Below are 19949 nucleotides of genomic sequence, written 5' to 3'. Positions count from 1 at the left end.
CTTGCGGCCGACCTATCGTGCGCGACGTGTCCATCGAGCAGCCCGCCGCCTTCCGCCCGCGCGTGATCACCGACGTCCTCCGGCCCTCCAGCGTCGGCGAGGTCGTGGACGTCGTCCGCTCCGGCCGGTCGCTGCACCCGTTCAGCAAGGGCCACAACTGGGGCCTGGGCTCGGGTCTGCCGGTGCACGACGGCGCCGTGGTGCTCGACCTGTCGGGCCTCGACCGGGTGCGCGCGCTCGACGTCGACCGCGGCTACGCCGTGATCGAGCCGGGCGTGACGCAGGGCGCACTGGCGGAGTCGTTGCGGGGCAAGCCGAGGATCTTCAACCTCACCACGTCCTCGATGCACACCAGCGTGATCGGCAACGCCCTGGAACGCGGCTTCGGCGTCCACCGCTCCCGCACCGAGGACCTGGTGGGCCTGGAGGTCGTGCTGGCCGACGGCACCGTGGAGCACGTCGGCTGGTGGCCGGGAACGTCCGCGACGCCCCGCCCGCACGGCCTCGGCCCGTCGCTCACCCACCTGTTCACGCAGTCGGCGTTCGGTGTCGTCACCGCCGCCGTCGTCCGGCTGCTGCCGCGCCCGGAGGAGGTCCGGGTGCTGCCGTTCACCTTCGCAGGCGACGACCTCGCCGACGCCGTCGACGCCCTGCGCGAGTGGACGGCGCAGCGCCTGATCCCGCCGACCACCAAGCTCTACAACCCGGTGGCCGCCCAGTTCGACGGCTACCTGGCGCACGTGTGCCTGAGCGGCGCGGGCGAGGTCGTGGAGGCGCTCAGCTCTGTTCTTCGTGGCGCGGCAGCGGATTCGCCGTTGGTGGAGGGGCCCGCCGTGGACGCGGCGGTGCTGGGGACGTACGCGGGCGACCCCGATCCGGCCGACACCTGGTTCGTGCGGCGGACGAGGGGCTGCCCGGCCGACCGGCTCGACGCCGAGGTGGGGATGCTGATGTTCCTGCCGGTGGTGCCGTTCTCGGGTGCGGCGCTGGCGGTGACGGAGAAGCTGATCCGCGACTGCTGCGCCACGACTCCGGCGGTCACGGTGAACGTGCACGACTTCGACACCGTCGACCACGTGATCGCCCTCGCGTTCCCGGCGCACGACGCCGGTGCCGTGACGGAGGCGCGTGCGGCTTTGGGGCGGATGAGGGAAGCGTTTGCGGCACAGGGGTTTCCGGCGCACCGGCTGGACGTGGACCGGCCCGGGGAGCCGACCGGCTTGCAGGCGCGGATCGGGCTGGCGCTGGACCCGGACGGGGTGTTCGCGCCGAGCAGGTACTCGGCCGGTAGGTACTCGGCCGGGTAGGTACTCGGCCGGGTAGGCACTCGGCCCGGCGGGGTGCCGCTCAGTCCGCTCAGCAGCTCAGCCCACCCAACCCGCTCAACTCGCCCAGCCCGCCCAGCCGCTCAGCCCGCCCAGCCCGCCCAGCCCGCCCAGCCGCCCAGCCCGCCCAGCCCGCCCAGCCCGCCCAGCCGCCCAGCCCGCCCAGCCGCCCAGCCGCTCAGCCCGCCCAGCCCGCCCAGCCCGCCCAGCTCGCTCAGCCGTCCAGCCCCTCCAGTCGCCGCGCCGCTTCCGTTTCCCCCCACCGGAACCCGATCCGGCGCGACAACTCCACGGCCTCCCCGTAGGAGGCCTTGGCGTCCTGCACCCGCCCGGCCAGCTCGTGCACGATCCCCCGGTCCAGCAGCACCCCCGCCTCGATCTGCCGGTCCCCCACCGACCGGGCCAGCCGCAACGCCTCGTCCGCCAGCTCCAGCGCCTGGGGAAGGGACCCGAGCTGGCGGTGCGCGTCGGCCATGTTCGCCAGCGCGTGCAGCTCCCCCGGCCTGTCGCCGCACGCCCGCAACGTCGTCAGCGTCTCCTCGTAGCAGACCAGCGCGGCCGGGAGGTCCCCGCGCGCCGCGTGCACGAGGCCGAGGTTGGTGCGCACGTAGGCCGCGCCCTGGGCGTCGTCCAGCTCCTCGCGCAACGTCAGCGACGCCTCCAGCGACGTCAGGGCGGCGGGCAGGTCGCGGCGGCGCCAGTGGGCTATGCCGAGGTTGTTGAGCGTCACGGCTTCCAGCTGGCGGTCGTGCAGGGCGCGGGCCAGCTCCAGGGCGGCCGTCCAGTGCTGCTGGGCCTCGGTGAACCTGAAGCCCCGCTCGCAGGCCGCACCGAGTTCCTTCAGCGCCAGCGCTTCCGCCCGCAGGTCGCCCAGCGTGCGGGCGGCTTCCAGCGCCAGGGTGTTCAGCGCCGTCCAGTCCGTGACCTCCGAGCGGCGGCGGAAGTACCAGGACAGGCCCTCGGCGAACGCGATCGCCCCCGCCGGCGAGGCCTGGTGGGCGGCGGCCAGGAGGTTGTCGCGTTCCTCGGCCAGCCAGAGGTCGGTCGGGTTGTCCGCCAGCGCTTCCAGGTAGTGCTTGTGCAGACGTTCCAGGGCGAGGGTGCGTTCCCCGGACGTCTCGGTGGCGCGGCAGCGTTCGCGGGCGAACAGGCGCAGCAGGTCGTGCAGGGCGTACCGGCCCGGCACCGGTTCCTCGACCAGGTGCGCGTCGGCGAGTTCGGCGAGGAGTTCCTCGACGTCCGGCACGTCGGTCAGGGCGCGGGCGGCGGCGACCGCGAAGTCCGGGCCGTCGAGCAGCCCGAGCAGGCGGAAGACCCTGGCCACGTCGGCGGATCCGAGTTCGGCGTAGCTGACCTCGAACGCCGAGCGGACCGCGACGTCGCCCAGCCGCAGCTCGTCGAGGCGGCGGGTCTCGTCGGCCAGCCGGGTCGCGAGCAACGGGGCCGTCCACTGTGGACGGGCGGCGAGCCGGGCTCCGGCGATGCGCAGCGCCAGGGGCAGACCGCCGCACCAGCGCACGAGGTCGGCGGCGTCCTCGACCCGACCGGCAACACCCTCCAGCAGGCGGTAGGCGTCTTCCAGTTGCAGGGCACCGAGTTTGACGTACGAGGCACCGTGCAACGCCGTCAGCGGGCGGCGCGAGGTGATCAGCACCGCCGAGCCGGGGCCGGTCGGCAGCAGGCGTTTGACCTGGCCCGCGGTGGCGACGTTGTCCAGCACCACGAGCAGGCGGCGGGACGCGGTGAGCGAGCGGTAGCGCAGGGCCTCCTCGTCGCCGGGACGTTCGCCGAGCGCACGGAGGAACTGGCTCAGCACCCGCTCGGACGCGCCGTCGGACAGGTCGGCGTAGAGCTGGCCGTCGGGGAAGCGGGCCGCGATCTCGTGCGCCGCCCGCACCGCCAGCGCCGACTTGCCGATGCCCGCCTGGCCGGTGATCACGCACACCGCGACCCGGTCCTGGCGGAGCTGGTTCTTGATCAGGGTGAGCTCGCGCGAGCGGCCCGCGAACGTGACGACGTCCGGGGGCAACTGCCGGATCGCCGCCGCCCCAACGGGTTTCGCCCGCAGGATCTCGGCCTGCAGGCGCCGCAGCGACTCCCCCGGCTCGACGCCGAGCTCGTCCTGCAGGACGCGCCGGCACTCCTGGTAGGCGGCGAGCGCCTCGGCCGCCCGGCCCGCGCGGTGCAGCGCGACCATCTGCAGTTCCCGCAGGCGTTCGTGCAACGGGTGTTCGCGCACCCACTCGGTGAGGTCCGCGCTGATCTCGACGTGCCGGCCGAGGTCCAGCTCGGCCTCGGCGCACTCGACGCGGGCGGCGAGCCGGAGTTCCTCGAGCTGCGCCACGACCCCGCGCAGCAGCCCGGACGCGCTCAGGTCGGCGAGGGCGGGACCGCGCCACAACGCGAGCGCCTCGCGGTAGGCCTGCGGCGTGCGTTCGCGGCGGGCCACCTCGAGCAACTCGGTGAAGCGGGTCAGGTCGAGCTCGGCCGGGTCGATCGACATCAGGTAGCCGGGGGCGCGCGAGAGCAGCCGCGAGCCCACGATCTTGCGCAGCTGGTAGACGTAGACCTGGAGGTTCTTCAACGCCGTCTTGGGCGGGGCGTCGTCCCACAGCACGCTGATCAGCCGGTCGACCGACAGCACCCGGCCCGGTTGCGCGAGGAGCAACGCGAGCACCGCTCGCTGCTTGGGCGGCCCAAGGCCCAGCCGCACGCCGTCGTCGGCGTAACACTCGACCGGCCCGAGCACCCGGAACTCCACAACTCCCGATCGTAACCACCAACCGCATACCGGACGCATGCCACGCGCCAGGACGTTTGCACCATGACGAAAACCTCACTGGCCCTGGTGCTGGCACTCGGCGCGGTGGCCGCCGCGGTGTCCCCCGCCCAGGGCGTCGAGCCCTACTCCTCCAGTCCCGCCCAGTCGCACGCCGTCCGCTCGGGCTCCGGCTACGACGTGGTCGTCGGCGGCGTGGCGAGAGCCTCTTTCGCTGTCAGCGATCCCGCCTACACAGTCCGTTCGACGTCTTCTGCCGATGGCGCCTATGCGGCTGTGATCTCAGACTTCGACGGTACGAGCGGTGGCTCGCTGCACACCGTCGACCGCTACGGCAAGAAGCGGTTCATCGCACGTGGGGCGATCACGTCGGCCGTGTTCCACGGTGCGACGCTCGCCTACGCCGACGGCGAGAACGTGGTGGTGGACGGCGTCGTCGCGGGCAAGCTCAAGGGGCGTTCGCCGTCGTTGCTCGGCTTCACCACCGACGGCACGGGCCTGCTCGCCGTCGAGCACCCGGACGTGGCCGACGACAGCACGTTCGTGGGCTCGCTGGTGCGGTTCGACCTGAAGTCGGGCGCCGCGAAGCCGCTCATCAGTTCTGGTGACGAGGCTTTGTACCGCGACTTCAAACTGGTCGACGTCGAGGGCAAGCGGCACGTCAGCTTCATCAAGCACAACGAGATCTACCGGTGCGGCGGCGCCGAACCGCAGTGGCTCGGGCTGGCGTCGGAGAACGGCGAGGTCACGTCGCTGATCGGCCAGACGAAGCACCACTACCGCAGCGCGGTGTGGAGCACCGACGGCGCCCGCGTCGCGTACGAGGTCATGGGCTGCGTGTCGGACAAGACGCTCGGGCCTGACCAGTTCTCGGCGTTCAACGGTGTCTACGTGCAGGACCTGGCCACGCAAAAGGCCTCCCGGGTCACCGAGGGCCTGTCGTTCAACTACGCGCTGACGGGCTTCGACGGCGCCGAGGCCGTGATCGGCAGCCCGGCGCGTGGCTACGTGAAGGCTTCCGGGCTCAAGGCCTCGTCGTTGGACGGCGGCCAGGTGACCACGATGGGCCGGCTGAACCGCGCCGAGTACATCCACCAGCTCTGGGACACCCGCAACGACTTCAACGGCAACTCGTCCTGCGGCCCGACCAGCGCGGTGATCGACCTCGTGACCTACCAGCTGCCCAACGAGTACGGCGTCCAGGTGTCCCAGCCGTTCTCGCACTACTCGAAGTGGGGCCGCTACATCACCGACGAGTTCTCCAACCGCGGCACCACCTTCAACCGCACGATGGCCGACTGGGGCCGCACCGGGGCGTGGAAGGGCGCGCACGGCTGGATCACCGGCTACTACTGCGGCGGCAACCCGGCCCGTCCCTGCGCCTCCTGGGAGTCCGAGCGCGACTTCCTGGCCCGCAACGGCGCCGCCGTCCAGCAGGGCAACTTCACCCCGGCGCAGGTCCGCGCGTTCCTCGACCAGGGCAAGTTCGTCATCATGAGCGGCACCTGGGGCTCGACCGCAGGCCACCTGTCCGTGGTGATCGGCTACCACGACAACGGCCAGTTCTACGTCCACGACACCTACGGCGCCGGCACGGACGGCAGCTACGACGGCGCGAACCAGCTCTACAGCTGGAACTACATCGCGCCCGTCCAGATGTGGGCCGCCTGATTCACGCCTTGCCGGGCGACTCCTCCTCCGGAGGGTCGCCCGGTGCCGGCGTTTCGGGCGTGCGTTGTGCTTCCGCGTGCACCTCGACGTGCGTGCGGTGCGCCACCGGGTCCCAGATCTCCTCGAACGGCGCCATCAGCGACTGGCCACTGCCGGTGCGGCGGGCTCTGCGCGCGTACCAGGTGAACGCGGCGAGGGTGAGCGGCAGGCTCAGCACCGCGGCGAGGCCTGCCAGGAGGTCCATGGTCCTCCACCGTACAGTGACACTGCGTTTCCAGAAACACCGTGTTACCGAGATGGGGTTGCCGTGCGGTTGACCAGAGCCGAGACGCAGGCGCGGACCCATGCTGAACTGTTGACTGCCGGGCGGCTGGTGTTTCTGCGGCGTGGCTTTCTGGCGGCCACGGTCGAGGAGATCGCCGCCGAGGCCGGGTACACGCGGGGCGCGGTCTACAAGCACTTCGGGGGCAAGGAAGGGCTGTGGCTCGCCGTCGTGTCGGCCGACGCCGGAACGCACCTGGAGGGGTTGCGTGCCGCGCTCTCCCGGACCTCGTCGGCGGACGAGTTGGTCGCGGTGCTGAGCGGGGTGGCGGACGCGGAGGCGGCGAAGTGGGCGGCGGTGGCGGCGGAGGTTCTCGCCGCCACCGCCGCCCAGCCGGAGATCTCGGCTCAGATCGCCGCCGTGCAGGAGCAGCACGACTCTCAGGTGGTCGCGGTGCTGGAGGAACACGTGGCACGGCTGGGGCTCACGCCCGCGCTGCCGGTGCGGCAGGTGGTCGTGCTGCTCGGGGCGGTGGGGATCGGGTTGGCGCTACGAGGGTCGTTCCTGACCGGCACGGACGCACGAGCGGTCCTGTCACACGTGCTGAAGTCGGCGCTCACTACTTGACGCCAGGCGTCAAGTACTTGCTATCGTCTGTCAAGTGCCGACCCTCTCGGAACACGTCGATCTGCGGGACGACCTGATCCGGCTCGTCACGAGCCGGCTCCTCGACCCGCTGGAAATCCTGCTGCCGCAAGCCGACCTCGACGGCCTGCGGCTGTCCGTCCGCGCGGACGCCGACATGTGGGCCGCCCAGCTCCTCGGGCCACGCGACGCGGTGGCGCGGCAGGTGGCCGTGCGGCTGATCGCCGTGCTCCACCCCGGCGACGAGCCGTTCGACCCGCCCGAGGAGTGGTGGGCGACGCCCCTGGGACGGGTCTGCGCACGCCGGGTCGGCCATCCCAGCAAGGAGGGCGTGTCGTTCGGGGTGGCGGGCGCGATGCTCGGCATCACCCGCCAAGGCGTGCACGACCTCGTGAACCGCCACAAGTTGCAGCGGCATCCGGACGGCGGGGTGGCCGTCGACTCCATCCAGGCACGGCTAGGACTGAGGAGAGACCGGTGAAGCTGGCGGCGACCGATTTCGGCGGCGAAGGCACGCCGCACCTGCTCCTGCACGGGCTGGGCGGCGACCGCTCGAACTGGGCCGCGCTCGCGCCGGAGCTGGACGGACGCGCGGTCGCGGTCGACCTCCGGGGGCACGGCGAGTCGCCCGACGGCGACTGGGACTGGGAGGCGGTGCTCGACGACCTCGGCGAGACCGTCGTCCACTTCGGACTCGGCGAGCCCGTGGTGGTCGGTCACTCGCTGGGCGGCGTGCGCGCCGGGCTGTGGGCGGTGCGTCACCCGGCGTGCCCGGCGGCGATCAGCCTGGACGGACATCGTTCCGCCACAACGCATCCGGAGAACTACCCCGGGCTGGCCGCCGAGGAGGTGACGCGGAGCCTGGCCGAGTTGAACGCGCTCTTCGACGCGCAGCTGGAGACGATCACCCGGCCGTCGCGCAGGATTCTCGACGTGCTGCGGACTTCGCCGGAGCTGGTGGACGCGCTGCCGGTGTTCGCCGAGGTGACCGTGCCGTTCCTGCTGGTGCTCGCCGCGCGCGACCTGCCGGTGCCGCCAGCTCTGCTGCCGTTGTCCGAGGCGCACCGCGCGGGGGTGCGCCGGGACGTGCCGGCGAACGTCGTGGTGCACGAGATCGACGCGACGCACGGGCTGGTCACCGAGAAGCCGGCGGAGGTCGCGACGATCGTGAATCAGTTCGTGAGCAACCGCTTCAGCGCCTGACGGGCTCGGGCGGGCGCGGCGTTGTCGTGCTCCAGCTGAAGGAAGTGGTTGAGCGCCAGCATGATGCCGAGCAGCTCGAAGATCAGCTGTTCGACGTCGGTCGAGCGGGGCAGGTCGTCGTCGCTGACGGCGCGGCGGATGTGGATGCGGAGGTCGCGGCGCCACAGGGCGTTCATGCCGGCGAGGGCGTCGCGCACGCGGCCGCTGCGTCCGTCGAACTCGGTGGTGGCCGCGGTGAAGAAGCAGCCGCCGGGCAGCACGTTGCGTTCGAGGTAGGACACCCACGCCTCGCAGACGGCGCGCAGGCGCGGCAGGCCGGACGGCATCTGCTCGACCTTGCCGGGCACCTCGCGCAGGAACACCGCGGCGGCCTGGTCGACGACGGCGAGTTGCAGGGCCTCCTTGGTGCCGAAGTGGCCGAGCAGGCCCGCCTTGCTCATCTCCAGCTCGGTGGCGAGCCGGCCGATCGTGAGTCCTTCGAGGCCTTCCGCCGAGGCGATCGCGAGGCTGTGGTCGAGGATGCGCTGCCGCGTCTCGAGGGTGTCGGCGACAGAACGGCGCGGGCTCATCCCGGTAGCTTACGAGGACCTTTAGCTACCGACCGATCGGTTGCTATATTCGCCGCGTCGCCCGTCCTGGAGGAGAGTTCACCGTGTCCGGATCCCGTGTCGTCGCGCTAGGCCACTACCAGCCCGAACGGGTGCTGACCAACGCCGACCTGGAGAAGATGGTCGACACCGACGACGAGTGGATCCTCCAGCGCACCGGCATCGCCACCCGCCGGATCGCCGCCGAGAAGGAGACGGTCGCCGACATGGCCACCGAGGCGGGCGCCAACGCGCTCAAGGCCTCGGGCCTCGCGCCGTCCGACATCGGCCAGGTCATCGTCGCCACCTGCTCGGCGATCGACCGCAGCCCGTCCACGGCGGCCCAGGTCGCGGCGCGCCTCGCCATCCCGTCGGCCGTCGTCTTCGACCTCAACAACGCCTGCGCCGGCTTCTGCACGGCGCTCGCCACCGCCGACCACACCGTGCGCGCGGGTGCCGCGCGGCACGCGCTGGTGATCGGCGCGGAGAAGATGTCGGACCTGGTCGACTGGACCGACCGCTCCTCCTGCATCCTGCTGGGCGACGGCGCGGGCGCCGCGGTCGTGAGCGCGTCCGACGAGGCCCGGATCGGCCCCGCGGTCTGGGGTTCGGACCCCAGCAGGTCCAACGCCGTGCGGCTGGTCAACGAGTGGCAGCCGAGGTTCGAGCAGGAGGGCCAGTCGGTGTTCCGCTGGGCCACCAGCGAACTCCCGGCCGTCGCGGTCCAGGCCTGCGAACGCGCCGGCATCGCGGTGGGCGACCTCGCCGCCGTCGTGACGCACCAGGCGAACCTGCGGATCATCGAGGCGCTGACGAAGCGCATGGGGTTGCCCGAGAGCGTGGTCGTCGGGCGAGACGTCGTGGAGTCCGGCAACACCTCGGCCGCGTCGGTGCCGCTCGCACTGTCCAAGATGGCCGAACGCGGCGAACTGCCGTCGGGTAAGCCCGTGCTGCTGTTCGCCTTCGGCGGCGGGCTGTCCTGGGCGGGCCAGGTCATCACCGCGCCGTGAGAAGCCTCTGAAAAGGCCGGTGTGGCGGCTCGGGAGCCCGCCGAGCCGCCACACCGCTGGTGACGCACGAGAGGGAAGTTCAGGCTGCCGGCGCGGGAACGAGCGCATCGCCGCGTGACGTCATCGGTCCGCCACCTGGCCACGCGGGCGACGTCGGAGTTCGCCGTTCCCGCTTGCCCTGTACCGGCCGCCTGGACCTCCACACCTGGTTAGGGCCTCGCGCGTCCTCCGCCCGAGCGCACCATCTCCGGCCTCGAGCGTGAATGCCTCCGCCGCTGCAATGGCGGGGACATCGACGACGAGACGGACGGGGGAACGGATGATGCGAGGGCGGCGACCGGTTCGGGAACCGGGAGCATGGCCGTCGGGAGAACCTCCGGCTCGGCAGCGGCGGCAGGCTCTTCCGGCTGCGTCCACACGGGAACGTTCGTCTCGACCTGGTTCTGCCGGAACAGTTCCGGCGTCTCGGTGATGATCTTGCCGGGTTCTTCGAGACCGACGATGCCGACGAGCTTGCCGTTCGCGATGAAGCCGGTGAGGCCGTTCACGTCGGTGGTGTCGGTGCCCAGCACGGGCAGGCCGGCCCCCTGGACGCGCATGCCGTACTGCTCGGTCCAGAAACGGGGAACGGGCGTGTAGGTCTTGGCGTGGTTGCGCCCCACCAACAGGTTCTCGGCCGCCGCCCGGCCACCTTCGACCGCGTTGAGCCAGTGCTCGACGCGGCGGACGACGCCGTTGAAGCGCATGTTGGGCCAGCGCGCCACGTCACCGCAGGCGACGAGGTTCTCGGCGCCGACGACGTGGTTGGTCGAGTCGCACAGCACGCCGTCGGAGATGTCGAGGCCGGAGCCCCGCAACCAGTCGACGGCCGGCGAGGCGCCGACGGCCAGCACCACGCACGAGGCGAAGAAGACCTGGCCGTCCGACAGGTGGATGCCGATGCCGCCGGGCTGGCGCACCCAGTGCTTGATGCCGACGCCGGTGGCCAGCCGCACGCCGTGCTCGACGTGCGCCTCGGTGATCTTCTTGCCGATGTCGTCGCCCACGACGCCGCCCAGCAGGGCGGGCGAGCGGACGATCAGAGCGACGTCGCGTCCCATGTGACGAACGGAACACGCGAGCTCGCAGCCGATGAAACCACCGCCGATGACGGCGACGAGTCCCTGCGACTGCCGGATGTTCTTGCGGATCGCGACCGCGTCGTCCAACGTCCGCAGCACGTGCACCCGCGGGTCGTGGCGCGGAGCCCCGCCCATCGCCCGGGCGTCCACGCCCGTCGCGATGATCATGCCGTCGTACTTGATCTCCTCGCCTCCCGGCACCCAGACCGACTGCTTCTTCGGGTCCAGGTGCAGGGCCGGGGAGTTCAGCCGCCACTCGGCGTCGAGGTCCCCCGAGAACGACAGCAACGAGTCGTCCGGGGTCCACTCACCGGTGATGATCTGCTTCGACAGGCACGGGCGGTGGTACGGGAGGTGCCGCTCGGCGGACAGGATGGTGATCTGCCCGTCGAAACCCATCTCCCGCAGCCGTTCCGCGGAACGGACTCCACCGAGCCCGCCGCCGACGACCACGATCCGTTCGCTCACTTCACTCGCTCCCTGATCTCGATCGCGCGCATCGGACACGCGCGCTGTGCCGCACGGGCCTGGGCGAAGTGCTCCTCAGGCGGCCTGCGGTTGTAGGTCAGGCGGTTGTCTTCGATCAGCTGGAAGACGTCGGGCGCCTCCGCCTGGCAGGTGCCGTAGCGATGGCATTTCTCGTTGTTGACGCTCACGTCCATCGCGTCGCCCTCGCCGACACCGGGTTCCTTGCCGCGCTCGGACTCGAGCATGCCGATGCGCATCAGCACCTCGGGGGGCAGGAACCGGGCCAGGGCCAGGGTCGCGGTGGGCACGAGGACGGTCAGGCCGCCCAGCCAGAGCACGGACAGGTTGCCGTTGGCGATGGCGCCGAACCAGGAGTGCACCACGGTGATGCCCACCGCGATGTACGCCGTTTGATGGAACCGCAACCACTTGCGGTAGAAGACTTTGTGCCTCATCGAGGCGAGGACGGCGATCGCGAGCATGACCTCCAGGCCGAGGATGCCCAGCGCGTGCCGGAACAGGCCGCCGTCGACGAACGGCAGCACCAGCTTCACGAAGCTGAAGGTGCCGGTCTGGATCAGCGTGAAGGCGAACGCGTGGATGCAGCCGAACGCGATCGCCAGGGACGCGAGCACCATGTGCCCGTTCTTCAAGCCTTCACGGCCGGTGAGCTTCTCGGCCCATCCGGTCGCGATCAGCACGCCCCAGGACAAGGTGGCGCACATCAGGACGTAAGCCAGCCTGGCGGAGATCTGGGCCATCTTCTTGACACCCGAGTCGAACTCGGCTGACTGGGCCACCAGGAGCGGAATCTGGCTCGACAACAACTCTTCCTCCGGAAAAGCTCTCAGTTGGGGGAACTACCTCGCGGGAACCCGCCCGGTCCTGTCGTGCAGGAGTGGACACATCAGGTCCGGGCGGGTGGGAACAGGTCCGCGTTGGAGTGCCTCTGACCTTGGGACACCACCTCCGTTTCCCGTCACACAACGGGGTCTTGCAGACTCACCGCACCGCGCGTCGCGGGCGGAGCACTCGGAGCAGGAGCACCGTGAGCACGGCTCCCGCGGCGGTGACCGTGATGATCACCCACATGTTCGGCCCCTCGTTGGAGGCCAGGGTCGCGTTGATGATGCCGCCGGCGGGCTGCGGTTCGGCGAACGCCGCGTCACCCGCGATGCCCGAGCTCTCCAGCAACGTCATGTGCTTCATCACCACGTCGATGCCGGCCTGGGCGAACCCGCGGATGACGTCGTTGCGGGTACCCGAGCGCACCTTCGCGATGAAGGGGAAGATCTGGCCGTGCGCGGCCCGCAACCGGGAGATGAACGCCTGGTCGAACGCGTCGCCTTCGAGCGCGTTGATCTCTTCCATCCACGACTGCTGCGTCGGGTTCGGCACGTCGGGCGTGGTGAGCCCGAAGCCGGCGGCCGTCTTCTTCGTCAGCGAGTCCAGCATCATGTGGTCGAGCATGATCATCTTGCCGATCTGCTTGACCCTGGCGTTGGACGCCTTGGTGGCCGTGAGCTCGCCCATGGGCATCTCCCACAGGCCTGCGAGGCGCACCCTGTTCAGCAGCTCGCGGTCGTTCGCCGTCAACGGCCCCGACGGCGTGTCCATCACTCCCCCGGTGTCCGCGGGCTGCGCGGCAGCCGTGGCGGTCAGACCGGAGAAGAGGAACAACATCGCAAAGACGGTGGCGAGGGCTCTGGTCATCGTCTTGTCGTCCTCGTTGTCCAAAGGAAGTCGATAGGGGATGAATCAATTGCGGCTGAGCAGCGGGCTCAGTAGCCGGGTGCTGCCGGGGGCGGCGCGGACTGCGGCGTCTGCGCCGTTCCCGACTTGGGGGGCGTGCTCGGCGTACTGCTGCTCTTGCTGTTGTTCTGGGCCTTGCCGCCGGTGATCTTGGCGCCGTTGGGCGCGGTGACCCACCACACGCCGCCCTTGGCCTGGCCCTTCATGTCGCCGGCGACCTTGTCCTCGGCGTAGGTGTACTGCGGCCAGCCCTGGATGGTGAGCTGCTTGGTGCCGTCCGGCCTGGTCAGGACCCCCATGGAGATCGGGTCCACACCGGTGGCCATCGGCGTCTTGTCCGCCAGCACCGGCTTCCACGCCTTCGCGCACTCGCCCTCGCAGTTCGACTTGGACGGCTTGGGGACGTCCTTGTCGTAGCGGTACATGGGCAGGCCCTCTGCGTCGATCACGAACCACCCCATCTGCTCGGTGTTCGCGATGAAGTAGTTGTTGTGACCGCTCAGATCAGCGGGTTTCGCCTGCAAGGCGCCAGGAGTGGCCTCCCCGCCGGGAGGTGTCTGGGTGCTGCCGCACGCGGTGAGGGAGATAGCCAGTGCCGCCAGGGCGGTGGTGGCTGGTCCACGTCGCATCGGCAGGTCCTTTCTCGGCGGGGTACCGAGGAGTACGGACACGATCCGGCAACGGTTCACGGACTTCGTGAGGAATATTTGCCTCTCGACTTCCGGCGCTTGATGAGGCAAGGATGTCCCCCGTGGCGCGGCATAGACGTCAACGTGAGTTAGACGAACAATCACCAAGACCGGGATCTCTCGAGGAAGAGTTGATCCGACGGCTGTACGAGGAATTCGGTAGTGCCCTGCTGGGTCACTGCATGCGGTTGACGGGCCATGATCGTCAGTGGGCCGAGGACATCGTGCAGGAAACCCTGGTCAGGGCATGGCGCAATGCCGAAAAGCTCGAACGTGACCCGGTGCTGTTGCGGTCGTGGTTGTTCACGGTGGCAAGGCGGTTGGTCATTGACGACAGGCGTAAGAGAAGCGTCCGTCCGCAGGAGTTCGAACTGACCCCTTCGGACGAGTCGCCCTCCGGCGGCGAAGAGGATCGCACCCTCGCGGCGATCGTCGTGGCGGAGGCGATGAACGGTCTCTCCGAGGAACACAGGGAGGCTATTCTCGAAACATATCTGCGGGACCGCACCGTCGGTGAGGCCGCGGCGGCACTGGGTGTGCCACCGGGAACGGTCAAGTCGAGGGTGTACTACGCGCTCCGTGCGTTGCGGCGTGCGTTGCACGATCGGGGAGAGACGCGGTGACAACGGCACCAGATCACCTCGACGTCGCCGCCTACGTGCTCGGCATCCTCGATGCCGATGAGGTGGAGGCGTTCGAGAACCACCTGACCGAATGTCGGCGGTGTGCTCTTGACCTGCGTGACTTCGCGGTGGTGCCGGACCTCATCGACGAGGCCGACGCCGGCGGGATGCTGCGCGGAACGGCCCCGGAACGCCCCGACGGCAAGTCGGTCCGGGTCATGCTCGACGCCGTCGCGGCGCGCAGGAAGCGCCGACGGTGGTTCGTCGCCCAGGGCGTCGCGGCCGCCGCCGCCGGCGTCGTGGCGGTGACGGCTGTCGTGACCACGCTCGTCGTGCGCGGCGCCGATGACGGTTCCAACTCCGCAGCGCCCCAGAACCCCGGTACCTCGACGTCCCAGACGCGGGTGGCGAACAACTCGCAGGACACGTCGATGGAGGTCAAGCACCAGGACCCCACCAGCGGAGTCGGCACGAAGATCATCGCGTCCGACGAGCCCTCCGGCACCGCGATGGACATCGAGATCACCGGCATGTCGGGCCCCGGCAGGGGTTCGCTCGTCGCCGTGGGCCGCGCGGGACGCGTCGCCCAGATCACGTCCTGGTACGCCCCGGAACCCGTGGCGGGCGACAAGAAGACCATCAAGCTCGCGGCCAACGTCGCCATGCGCTGGCACGAGATCGCGACGTTCCGGATCGTCGACGAGAACGGGAAGACCCTGCTCGAAGTCGTCGCGTCCTGACGTTTCACCACACCAGGCCACTGCCTCCTCCGGATCCGTGAGATCCTGTGGGGGCAGTTGTCGTTTCACCTGAGGTTCTGGGAAGGCTGGCCACGTGGCAATTGGCCCGTCAGCGGTAGAGCGCTGGCTCGATCTGTCCACAGAGGAACTGCGCGCGCAGGTCTCGCGGCTCGTGTCCTCCCGGTTGCCGGGTGATCACGCGGTGTGGCAGGCGATCCGGCGTCAGCCGGCCCTCGTCCCGCGGATCAGGGGAGTCCTCTCCGGACTCGCGGCCACGGCGGTGGGCAGCAAGGACGAGGCCATGCAGAAGGTGTGGATCTCGAAGGCCCGCGCCGCGCTGGACACCCCGGTCGCCGCACCCGTGAAGGCGGTGCGCAAGCCGGTGGTTGAAAAGGCTCCGGTGGAGGAACCCGAGCCTGTGATCGAGCTCAAGCAGCCAGAACCGCAACAGAAGCCGCCGGCCAAACCGGCGCCCGCGATGCTGTTCCAGGAGCCCAGTTAGCCATGGTCGTCTTCGGATCGCTCGTCTCGCTGTCCGGTCTCGTCATCCTGGTGTTCCGCAACGCCCCGCTCGGCGGTCTGAGCCCGGCCGTCGTCGGCTGGGTGCTGCTGCCGCTCGGCCTGGTGTTCGCGGGCCTGGGAGTGCTGCGCAACCGCCGCAAACGCGCGCAGCGGGGGCCCGGCCCCGTCGGGAACCCCGTCACACGGCTGAAGGCGTTGCCGCGGCTGTGGAAGACCTGGCGCAGCGGGCAGTACCCCGAACTGCCGCGCAGCCAGGTGGTGATGTGGGCGGTGGCGCTGGTCTACCTCGTGTCGCCGATCGACGTCCTGCCGGAGTTCCTTCCGGTGATCGGTGTGACCGACGACGCGGGTGTCCTCGTGTGGTTGCTCAGCAGTCTCTCGGTGGCGTCAGGCTCGTACCTGCGCTGGGAGAAGACTCATGGCGACACGGGTCGCGGGATCGAGGCCCCGTGAGGCCTCCTCGCTCATGATCAGGGCGAGACCCGGCGTGACGTCCACGACGGTCTGGAAACCGAGGCGCTCGTAGTACGGCGCGTTCCACGGGATGTCGCGGAACGTCGTGAGCGTCACGGCGCGATCGGCCTGCGTGACGTGCTCGATCAGCGCGGCGCCGATCCCCTGGCGAGCGTGCGAGGGGTGCACGCTCACCTGGTGGACGTGCGTCGCGCCGTCGACGTCGCCGACCGCGATGAACGCCACGGGCACCCCTTCGGCACCGATGGCGACCCACACCTCGTGCGCGCCGAGGTCCTCCAGGGACATCGGGGCGTCGTCGGCGATTTCGGGCATTCCGGCGTCGCGGAACGGTTCTCCGGACGCGATTTCGATCTGCTGGAGGTACGGCAGTTCGGCTGGTTGGGCGAGACGGATCAACACGCCCACCATCCTGGTAGGTCGGACGCGAGCCCCGCAGCCCGATAACGTTAAAGTCCGACTCGATGCGAACCAAGACAGTGCGCGTCCTCCTGGTCGAGGACGACGACGGCGACGCCCTGCTCGTCGAGGCGCTGCTCGAAGAAGCGAGCGCGCCGTTCGTCCTGGCGCGCGCGAAAACACTCGCGCAGGCGGAACAGATGCTCTCCGACGCCGAGTGCGTGCTGCTCGACCTGGGACTACCCGACTCCCACGGGCTCCACGGCCTGCACCGCCTGCTGGGCAAGCCGAACGCGCCCGCGGTCCTGGTCCTGACCGGTCACGACGACGACAGCGAGGGCCTCGCCGCGGTCGCCGCGGGCGCCGAGGACTTCCTCATCAAGGGCAAGGTCGACGGCGAACTGCTGCTGCGCGGCGTCCGGTACGCGGTCGAACGCCGCCGCGCCGAGGACGCCCAGCGCAAGTTGCGGGAGGTCGAACTCCTGGCCGCCGAACGCGCCCGCCTGGAACGCGGCCTGCTGCCTCCCCCGCTGCTGCGCAACTCCGACGTGGACCACGAGGTCCGCTACCAGCCCGGCGGCCAGCGGATGCTGCTCGGCGGGGACTTCTACGACGCGGTCGGCCTGCCGGACGGCACCGTGCACGCGATCATCGGCGACGTCTGCGGCCACGGCCCGGACGAGGCCGCGCTGGGCGTCTGCCTGCGGATCGCGTGGCGCGCGCTGGTGCTGGCGGGCGAACCGGCCGAGAAGGTGCTGAAGACGCTCGACCAGGTGCTGGTCGCGGAACGGCACGGCGAGGGCATCTTCACCACGGCGTGCATGATCACGGTGGCACCGGACCGGCGGTCGGCGCGGTACTTCCTCGCCGGGCACCCCGAGCCGTTGATGATGGTGGGCGACCAGATCGTGGACCTGCCGCCGTCGAAGATCGGCGTGCCGCTCGGCGTGCTGCCGGACTACGCCTGGACCGGGGTGGACGTGCCGCTGCCGTCCGGCTGGTCGATCGCCTGCTACACGGATGGGCTGATCGAGGGCCGGGTACCCGACGACGTCGACCGGCTCGGCGTGGAGAGGCTCTGCGAGATCCTCGCCAGACATCTGCGCGCCGGTCCCAGCTGGATGGACTCGGTCATCGCGGAGGTGACCGAGCTGAACGGCGGGCCGCTCGACGACGACGTGGCCATCCTGTTGCTGAAGGACGGAAAGTGAACCTGCCGCAAAGGCTGCCCGCGAGCCGGCTGCTGGTCGTCATCGTCGTGGTGCTGCTCGCCATGACCGCCGTGGCGATCTCCTCCACCGTCCTCGCGCTGGACTCGCTGAGTTCCGCGCGGTCACGGTCGGTGGACGAGATCGAGCCCGCCGGGCGCCGGGTGAACGACCTGAACCGCTCGCTGCTGGACCAGGAGACCGGTCTGCGCGGGTTCATCCTCACCGGCCAGGAGGACTTCCTCACGCCGTACCTGGAGGGCCAGAAGAACGAGGCGGACGCGGCGAAGGCGGTGCGGGACCTCGTCGGCGACGTGAACGGCCGGGTGAGCCGGATCGAGGACCTGGCCCGCCAGTGGCGTTCCGACTACGCGGAGATCACCGTCACCGCGATCCAGCTGTCCGGCACGAAGGTCGGGGTCGCGGGCGACATCGAGCGCGGCAAGGTGCTGTTCGACCAGCTCCGCGGCGAGGTGGCGGAACTGCGGTCCGACATCGCGGGTCTCGCCCGCCAGGGCCGCGCCGACCTCGACCACGCGGCGGCCGTCGTGCTGTGGCTCGTGATCGGCATGGGCGTGCTGCTCGTCGCGGTGATCGGCGGCCTCTCGCTGCTGCTGCACCGCCTGCTGATCGCACCGCTCGCGAACCTCGCCGCCCACACCCGCCAGGTGGCGTCCGGTGACTTCGAGCACGAGATCGACGCGGAGGGTCCACGCGAGACCGTCCAGCTCGGCGAGGACGTCAACGCGATGCGGCACCGGATCGTGCAGGAGCTCGCGACGCTCGACGCGGCGAAGACCGAACTGCAGCGGTCGAACTCGGAGCTGGAGCAGTTCGCCTACGTCGCCTCGCACGACCTGCAGGAACCGCTGCGCAAGGTGGCGTCGTTCTGCCAGCTGCTGCAACGGCGCTACGGCGGCCAGCTCGACGAGCGCGCCGACCAGTACATCGACTTCGCCGTCGACGGCGCCAAGCGGATGCAGGTGCTGATCAACGACCTGCTGGCGTTCTCCCGCGTCGGCCGGCTGACCCGCGAGCAGACGGTCATCGACCTCAACGAACTGGTGCGCCAGGTGGTCGACAGCTACTCCGACCGCATCGAGCAGACCGGGGCACGGCTGGAGATCGCCGACCTGCCCTCGGTGCGCGGCGAGGCGTCCCTGCTCAGCGCGGTGTTCCAGAACCTGATCAGCAACGCGCTGAAGTTCACCGGCACCGAGACACCGGTGATCTCCATCGACGTCCAGAAGGACGGCGAGATGTGGAAGTTCACGGTGAGGGACAACGGCATCGGGATCGAGTCGGAGTACGCTGACCGGATCTTCGTCATCTTCCAGCGCCTGCACCCCAAGGACGCGTATCCCGGTACCGGGATCGGACTGGCGATGTGCCGGAAGATCGTCGAGTACCACGGCGGCACCATCTGGCTGAAGACCGACGTGGACTCCGGTACGACTTTCGAGTTCACCCTGCCCGTTGTCCACGAGCCCGCTGAACTTGAGGAAGTCCATGCCTGAGGCCCCGCTGTCCGTGATCGACGTCCTGCTCGTCGAGGACGACCCCGGCGACGCCCTGATGACGCAGGAGGCGTTCGAGCACCACAAGATCCGCAACACGCTGCACGTGGTGAAGGACGGCGTGGAGGCGATCGAGTTCCTGCGCCGCGAGGGCCAGTACGAGAACGCGCCGCGGCCCGGCCTGATCCTGCTCGACCTCAACCTGCCCCGCAAGGACGGCCGCGAGGTGCTGAGCGAGGTGAAGAACGACCCCGAGCTCCGGTCGATCCCCGTCGTGGTGCTGACGACCTCGGAGGCCGAGGAGGACATCCTGCGCTCCTACAGCCTGTACGCGAACGCCTACGTCACCAAGCCGGTGGACTTCGACCGGTTCATCGAGGTCGTCCGCCAGATCGACGACTTCTTCGTCACCGTGGTGAAGCTGCCCCGCTGATCACGGCGGCGCTGAAGTCGAGACAGGAGCGGCAGATCTGCGCGTCCGCTCCTGTGTGCACCGGCCTGGTCTCGCTGCAGAACGAGCAGGTGCCCTCGTTCCCGACCTGGGCTTCGGCGATGCAGAGGTCGCAGATCAACGCCGCCGGCCCGGCCATCATCTTGTCGACCTGGTCGGCGTTGCGCGCGCAGAACCAGCAGCGTTCGGTGCGCTTGGACTGCTCCACGATCTGATGCACGCGCTGGTGGCTCATCTGCAACGCTTCCGCGATCTCGCGCATCGACCCGCCCGCGCGGTGCAGCTTCAGCACGCTGTGGTGGTAGACGGCCTTGGCGATGTCCGCCTGGTTCTGGGCGGCGGCGGAGGCGGTGCCCGCCTTCCGTGCCGCCGCGAGCAGTTCCTCGTCCAGAGTCATGCCGTCTACGGTAGCTAGACGCGTCTATCGGGTCTAGACACTGTCCAGGGGTACTTGACGGACTCAGTCGACGCTGCGGACGATCACGGGCTCCTCATCGGCCTGC

General features: G+C 70.0%; 23 protein-coding genes. 13 read left to right on the top strand and 10 right to left on the bottom strand.

The annotated features are described in order from the left end of the window. The first annotated feature begins 26 nt into the window (after positions 1 to 26). Positions 27 to 1307 carry an FAD-binding oxidoreductase gene (locus tag QSK25_RS00615; protein ID WP_285630811.1) on the top strand — a complete coding sequence of 427 codons (1281 nt, stop codon included), beginning with the start codon at positions 27 to 29 and terminating at the stop codon, positions 1305 to 1307. Positions 1308 to 1408: 101 nt separating this feature from the next. Here the strand turns inward: QSK25_RS00615 and QSK25_RS00610 are convergent, their stop codons facing one another. Beyond that, positions 1409 to 1588 carry a hypothetical protein gene (locus tag QSK25_RS00610; RefSeq protein WP_285630808.1) on the bottom strand — a complete coding sequence of 60 codons (180 nt, stop codon included), beginning with the start codon at positions 1586 to 1588 and terminating at the stop codon, positions 1409 to 1411. Further along, on the bottom strand, positions 1540 to 4086 hold the full coding sequence (locus tag QSK25_RS00605) for an AfsR/SARP family transcriptional regulator (protein WP_285630805.1): 2547 nt from the start codon (positions 4084 to 4086) through the stop codon (positions 1540 to 1542). The genes QSK25_RS00610 and QSK25_RS00605 overlap by 49 nt, the downstream gene beginning before the upstream one ends. 63 nt (positions 4087 to 4149) lie before the next feature. Here QSK25_RS00605 and QSK25_RS00600 point away from each other — a divergent pair, with 63 nt between their 5' ends. After that, positions 4150 to 5775 carry a C39 family peptidase gene (locus tag QSK25_RS00600; RefSeq protein WP_285630803.1) on the top strand — a complete coding sequence of 542 codons (1626 nt, stop codon included), beginning with the start codon at positions 4150 to 4152 and terminating at the stop codon, positions 5773 to 5775. A gap of 1 nt (position 5776) precedes the next feature. On the opposite strand, the gene QSK25_RS00595 is transcribed toward QSK25_RS00600, so the two are convergent. Next, a complete protein-coding gene (locus tag QSK25_RS00595; RefSeq protein ID WP_285630800.1) occupies positions 5777 to 6019 on the bottom strand; it encodes a hypothetical protein in 243 nt (80 codons plus the stop codon). A 111-nt stretch (positions 6020 to 6130) separates the two neighbouring features. Between QSK25_RS00595 and QSK25_RS00590 the strand changes: the two genes are divergently transcribed. From QSK25_RS00590 to QSK25_RS00580, 3 genes are read left to right on the top strand one after another with little or no spacing between them, the layout of a single operon-like run. After that, complete coding sequence (locus QSK25_RS00590; protein ID WP_285630797.1) at positions 6131 to 6664, top strand: TetR/AcrR family transcriptional regulator; 534 nt, start codon at positions 6131 to 6133, stop codon at positions 6662 to 6664. A 34-nt stretch (positions 6665 to 6698) separates the two neighbouring features. Then, complete coding sequence (locus QSK25_RS00585; protein ID WP_285630794.1) at positions 6699 to 7163, top strand: hypothetical protein; 465 nt, start codon at positions 6699 to 6701, stop codon at positions 7161 to 7163. Then, complete coding sequence (locus QSK25_RS00580; protein ID WP_285630791.1) at positions 7160 to 7885, top strand: alpha/beta fold hydrolase; 726 nt, start codon at positions 7160 to 7162, stop codon at positions 7883 to 7885. The genes QSK25_RS00585 and QSK25_RS00580 overlap by 4 nt, the downstream gene beginning before the upstream one ends. Here QSK25_RS00580 and QSK25_RS00575 read toward each other — a convergent pair. Continuing rightward, positions 7855 to 8454 carry a TetR/AcrR family transcriptional regulator gene (locus QSK25_RS00575; protein ID WP_285630788.1) on the bottom strand — a complete coding sequence of 200 codons (600 nt, stop codon included), beginning with the start codon at positions 8452 to 8454 and terminating at the stop codon, positions 7855 to 7857. The genes QSK25_RS00580 and QSK25_RS00575 overlap by 31 nt on opposite strands. An 83-nt stretch (positions 8455 to 8537) precedes the next feature. Here QSK25_RS00575 and QSK25_RS00570 point away from each other — a divergent pair, with 83 nt between their 5' ends. Further along, a complete protein-coding gene (locus QSK25_RS00570) occupies positions 8538 to 9482 on the top strand; it encodes a beta-ketoacyl-ACP synthase III (protein WP_285630785.1) in 945 nt (314 codons plus the stop codon). Between the two features lie 209 nt (positions 9483 to 9691). Here QSK25_RS00570 and QSK25_RS00565 read toward each other — a convergent pair whose 3' ends face one another. The 4 genes from QSK25_RS00565 to QSK25_RS00550 all read right to left on the bottom strand — a co-directional run bounded on the left by QSK25_RS00565 (position 9692) and on the right by QSK25_RS00550 (position 13452). After that, positions 9692 to 11071 (bottom strand): NAD(P)/FAD-dependent oxidoreductase, encoded by a 1380-nt coding sequence (locus tag QSK25_RS00565; RefSeq protein WP_285630782.1) that lies wholly within the window; start codon positions 11069 to 11071, stop codon positions 9692 to 9694. Then, positions 11068 to 11895 (bottom strand): 4Fe-4S domain-containing protein, encoded by an 828-nt coding sequence (locus QSK25_RS00560; RefSeq protein ID WP_285630779.1) that lies wholly within the window; start codon positions 11893 to 11895, stop codon positions 11068 to 11070. Before QSK25_RS00560 ends, QSK25_RS00565 begins: the two co-directional genes overlap by 4 nt. Before the next feature lie 178 nt (positions 11896 to 12073). Next, complete coding sequence (locus QSK25_RS00555) at positions 12074 to 12808, bottom strand: DUF4142 domain-containing protein (RefSeq protein ID WP_285630776.1); 735 nt, start codon at positions 12806 to 12808, stop codon at positions 12074 to 12076. Between the two features lie 44 nt (positions 12809 to 12852). Further along, positions 12853 to 13452, bottom strand: coding sequence for a COG4315 family predicted lipoprotein (locus tag QSK25_RS00550; RefSeq protein ID WP_285630773.1), 600 nt, complete (start codon positions 13450 to 13452; stop codon positions 12853 to 12855). A 113-nt stretch (positions 13453 to 13565) separates the two neighbouring features. On the opposite strand from QSK25_RS00550, the gene QSK25_RS00545 reads away from it, so the two are divergent. From QSK25_RS00545 to QSK25_RS00530, 4 genes are all read left to right on the top strand, one after another. Next, positions 13566 to 14135, top strand: coding sequence for a sigma-70 family RNA polymerase sigma factor (locus tag QSK25_RS00545; protein ID WP_030468711.1), 570 nt, complete (start codon positions 13566 to 13568; stop codon positions 14133 to 14135). Next, positions 14132 to 14875, top strand: a complete 744-nt coding sequence (locus tag QSK25_RS00540; protein ID WP_285630764.1) for an anti-sigma factor family protein — start codon at positions 14132 to 14134, stop codon at positions 14873 to 14875. The genes QSK25_RS00545 and QSK25_RS00540 overlap by 4 nt, the downstream gene beginning before the upstream one ends. 94 nt (positions 14876 to 14969) lie before the next feature. After that, a complete protein-coding gene (locus QSK25_RS00535; protein ID WP_285630761.1) occupies positions 14970 to 15377 on the top strand; it encodes a hypothetical protein in 408 nt (135 codons plus the stop codon). Between the two features lie 2 nt (positions 15378 to 15379). Next, the gene (locus QSK25_RS00530; protein ID WP_285630758.1) at positions 15380 to 15850 is read left to right on the top strand and encodes a YkvA family protein; all 471 of its coding nucleotides are present in this window, start codon (positions 15380 to 15382) and stop codon (positions 15848 to 15850) included. Here the strand turns inward: QSK25_RS00530 and QSK25_RS00525 are convergent. Beyond that, on the bottom strand, positions 15785 to 16270 hold the full coding sequence (locus QSK25_RS00525; protein ID WP_285632917.1) for a GNAT family N-acetyltransferase: 486 nt from the start codon (positions 16268 to 16270) through the stop codon (positions 15785 to 15787). The genes QSK25_RS00530 and QSK25_RS00525 overlap by 66 nt on opposite strands. A 65-nt stretch (positions 16271 to 16335) precedes the next feature. Between QSK25_RS00525 and QSK25_RS00520 the strand changes: the two genes are divergently transcribed. Genes QSK25_RS00520 through QSK25_RS00510 form a run of 3 tightly spaced genes read left to right on the top strand, consistent with a single transcriptional unit; the run spans position 16336 to position 19428 of the window. Beyond that, the gene (locus QSK25_RS00520; RefSeq protein WP_285630755.1) at positions 16336 to 17481 is read left to right on the top strand and encodes a PP2C family protein-serine/threonine phosphatase; all 1146 of its coding nucleotides are present in this window, start codon (positions 16336 to 16338) and stop codon (positions 17479 to 17481) included. Beyond that, a complete protein-coding gene (locus tag QSK25_RS00515; RefSeq protein ID WP_285630751.1) occupies positions 17478 to 18995 on the top strand; it encodes a sensor histidine kinase in 1518 nt (505 codons plus the stop codon). Before QSK25_RS00520 ends, QSK25_RS00515 begins: the two co-directional genes overlap by 4 nt. Beyond that, complete coding sequence (locus QSK25_RS00510) at positions 18988 to 19428, top strand: response regulator (protein ID WP_285630748.1); 441 nt, start codon at positions 18988 to 18990, stop codon at positions 19426 to 19428. Before QSK25_RS00515 ends, QSK25_RS00510 begins: the two co-directional genes overlap by 8 nt. On the opposite strand, the gene QSK25_RS00505 is transcribed toward QSK25_RS00510, so the two are convergent. Further along, entirely contained in the window at positions 19403 to 19843 is a 441-nt protein-coding gene (locus tag QSK25_RS00505) for a ClpX C4-type zinc finger protein (protein WP_285630745.1), read from the bottom strand. The genes QSK25_RS00510 and QSK25_RS00505 overlap by 26 nt on opposite strands. Positions 19844 to 19949 lie beyond the last annotated feature (106 nt).

Source organism: Lentzea sp. NBRC 102530 (genome assembly GCF_030269365.1).
GTDB lineage: Bacteria > Actinomycetota > Actinomycetes > Mycobacteriales > Pseudonocardiaceae > Lentzea.
The sequence above is the reverse complement of the archived record's forward strand: the minus strand, read 5'-3'. Positions and strand labels throughout refer to the sequence as shown.

Coding starts and splice junctions, on each gene's coding strand:
- QSK25_RS00545 (WP_030468711.1), top strand. CDS start 13,566: ATGTCCCCCGTGGCGCGGCATAGACGTCAACGTGAGTTAGACGAACAA.
- QSK25_RS00505 (WP_285630745.1), bottom strand. CDS start 19,843: ATGACTCTGGACGAGGAACTGCTCGCGGCGGCACGGAAGGCGGGCACC.
- QSK25_RS00575 (WP_285630788.1), bottom strand. CDS start 8,454: ATGAGCCCGCGCCGTTCTGTCGCCGACACCCTCGAGACGCGGCAGCGC.
- QSK25_RS00595 (WP_285630800.1), bottom strand. CDS start 6,019: ATGGACCTCCTGGCAGGCCTCGCCGCGGTGCTGAGCCTGCCGCTCACC.
- QSK25_RS00600 (WP_285630803.1), top strand. CDS start 4,150: ATGACGAAAACCTCACTGGCCCTGGTGCTGGCACTCGGCGCGGTGGCC.
- QSK25_RS00550 (WP_285630773.1), bottom strand. CDS start 13,452: ATGCGACGTGGACCAGCCACCACCGCCCTGGCGGCACTGGCTATCTCC.
- QSK25_RS00520 (WP_285630755.1), top strand. CDS start 16,336: ATGCGAACCAAGACAGTGCGCGTCCTCCTGGTCGAGGACGACGACGGC.
- QSK25_RS00510 (WP_285630748.1), top strand. CDS start 18,988: ATGCCTGAGGCCCCGCTGTCCGTGATCGACGTCCTGCTCGTCGAGGAC.
- QSK25_RS00530 (WP_285630758.1), top strand. CDS start 15,380: ATGGTCGTCTTCGGATCGCTCGTCTCGCTGTCCGGTCTCGTCATCCTG.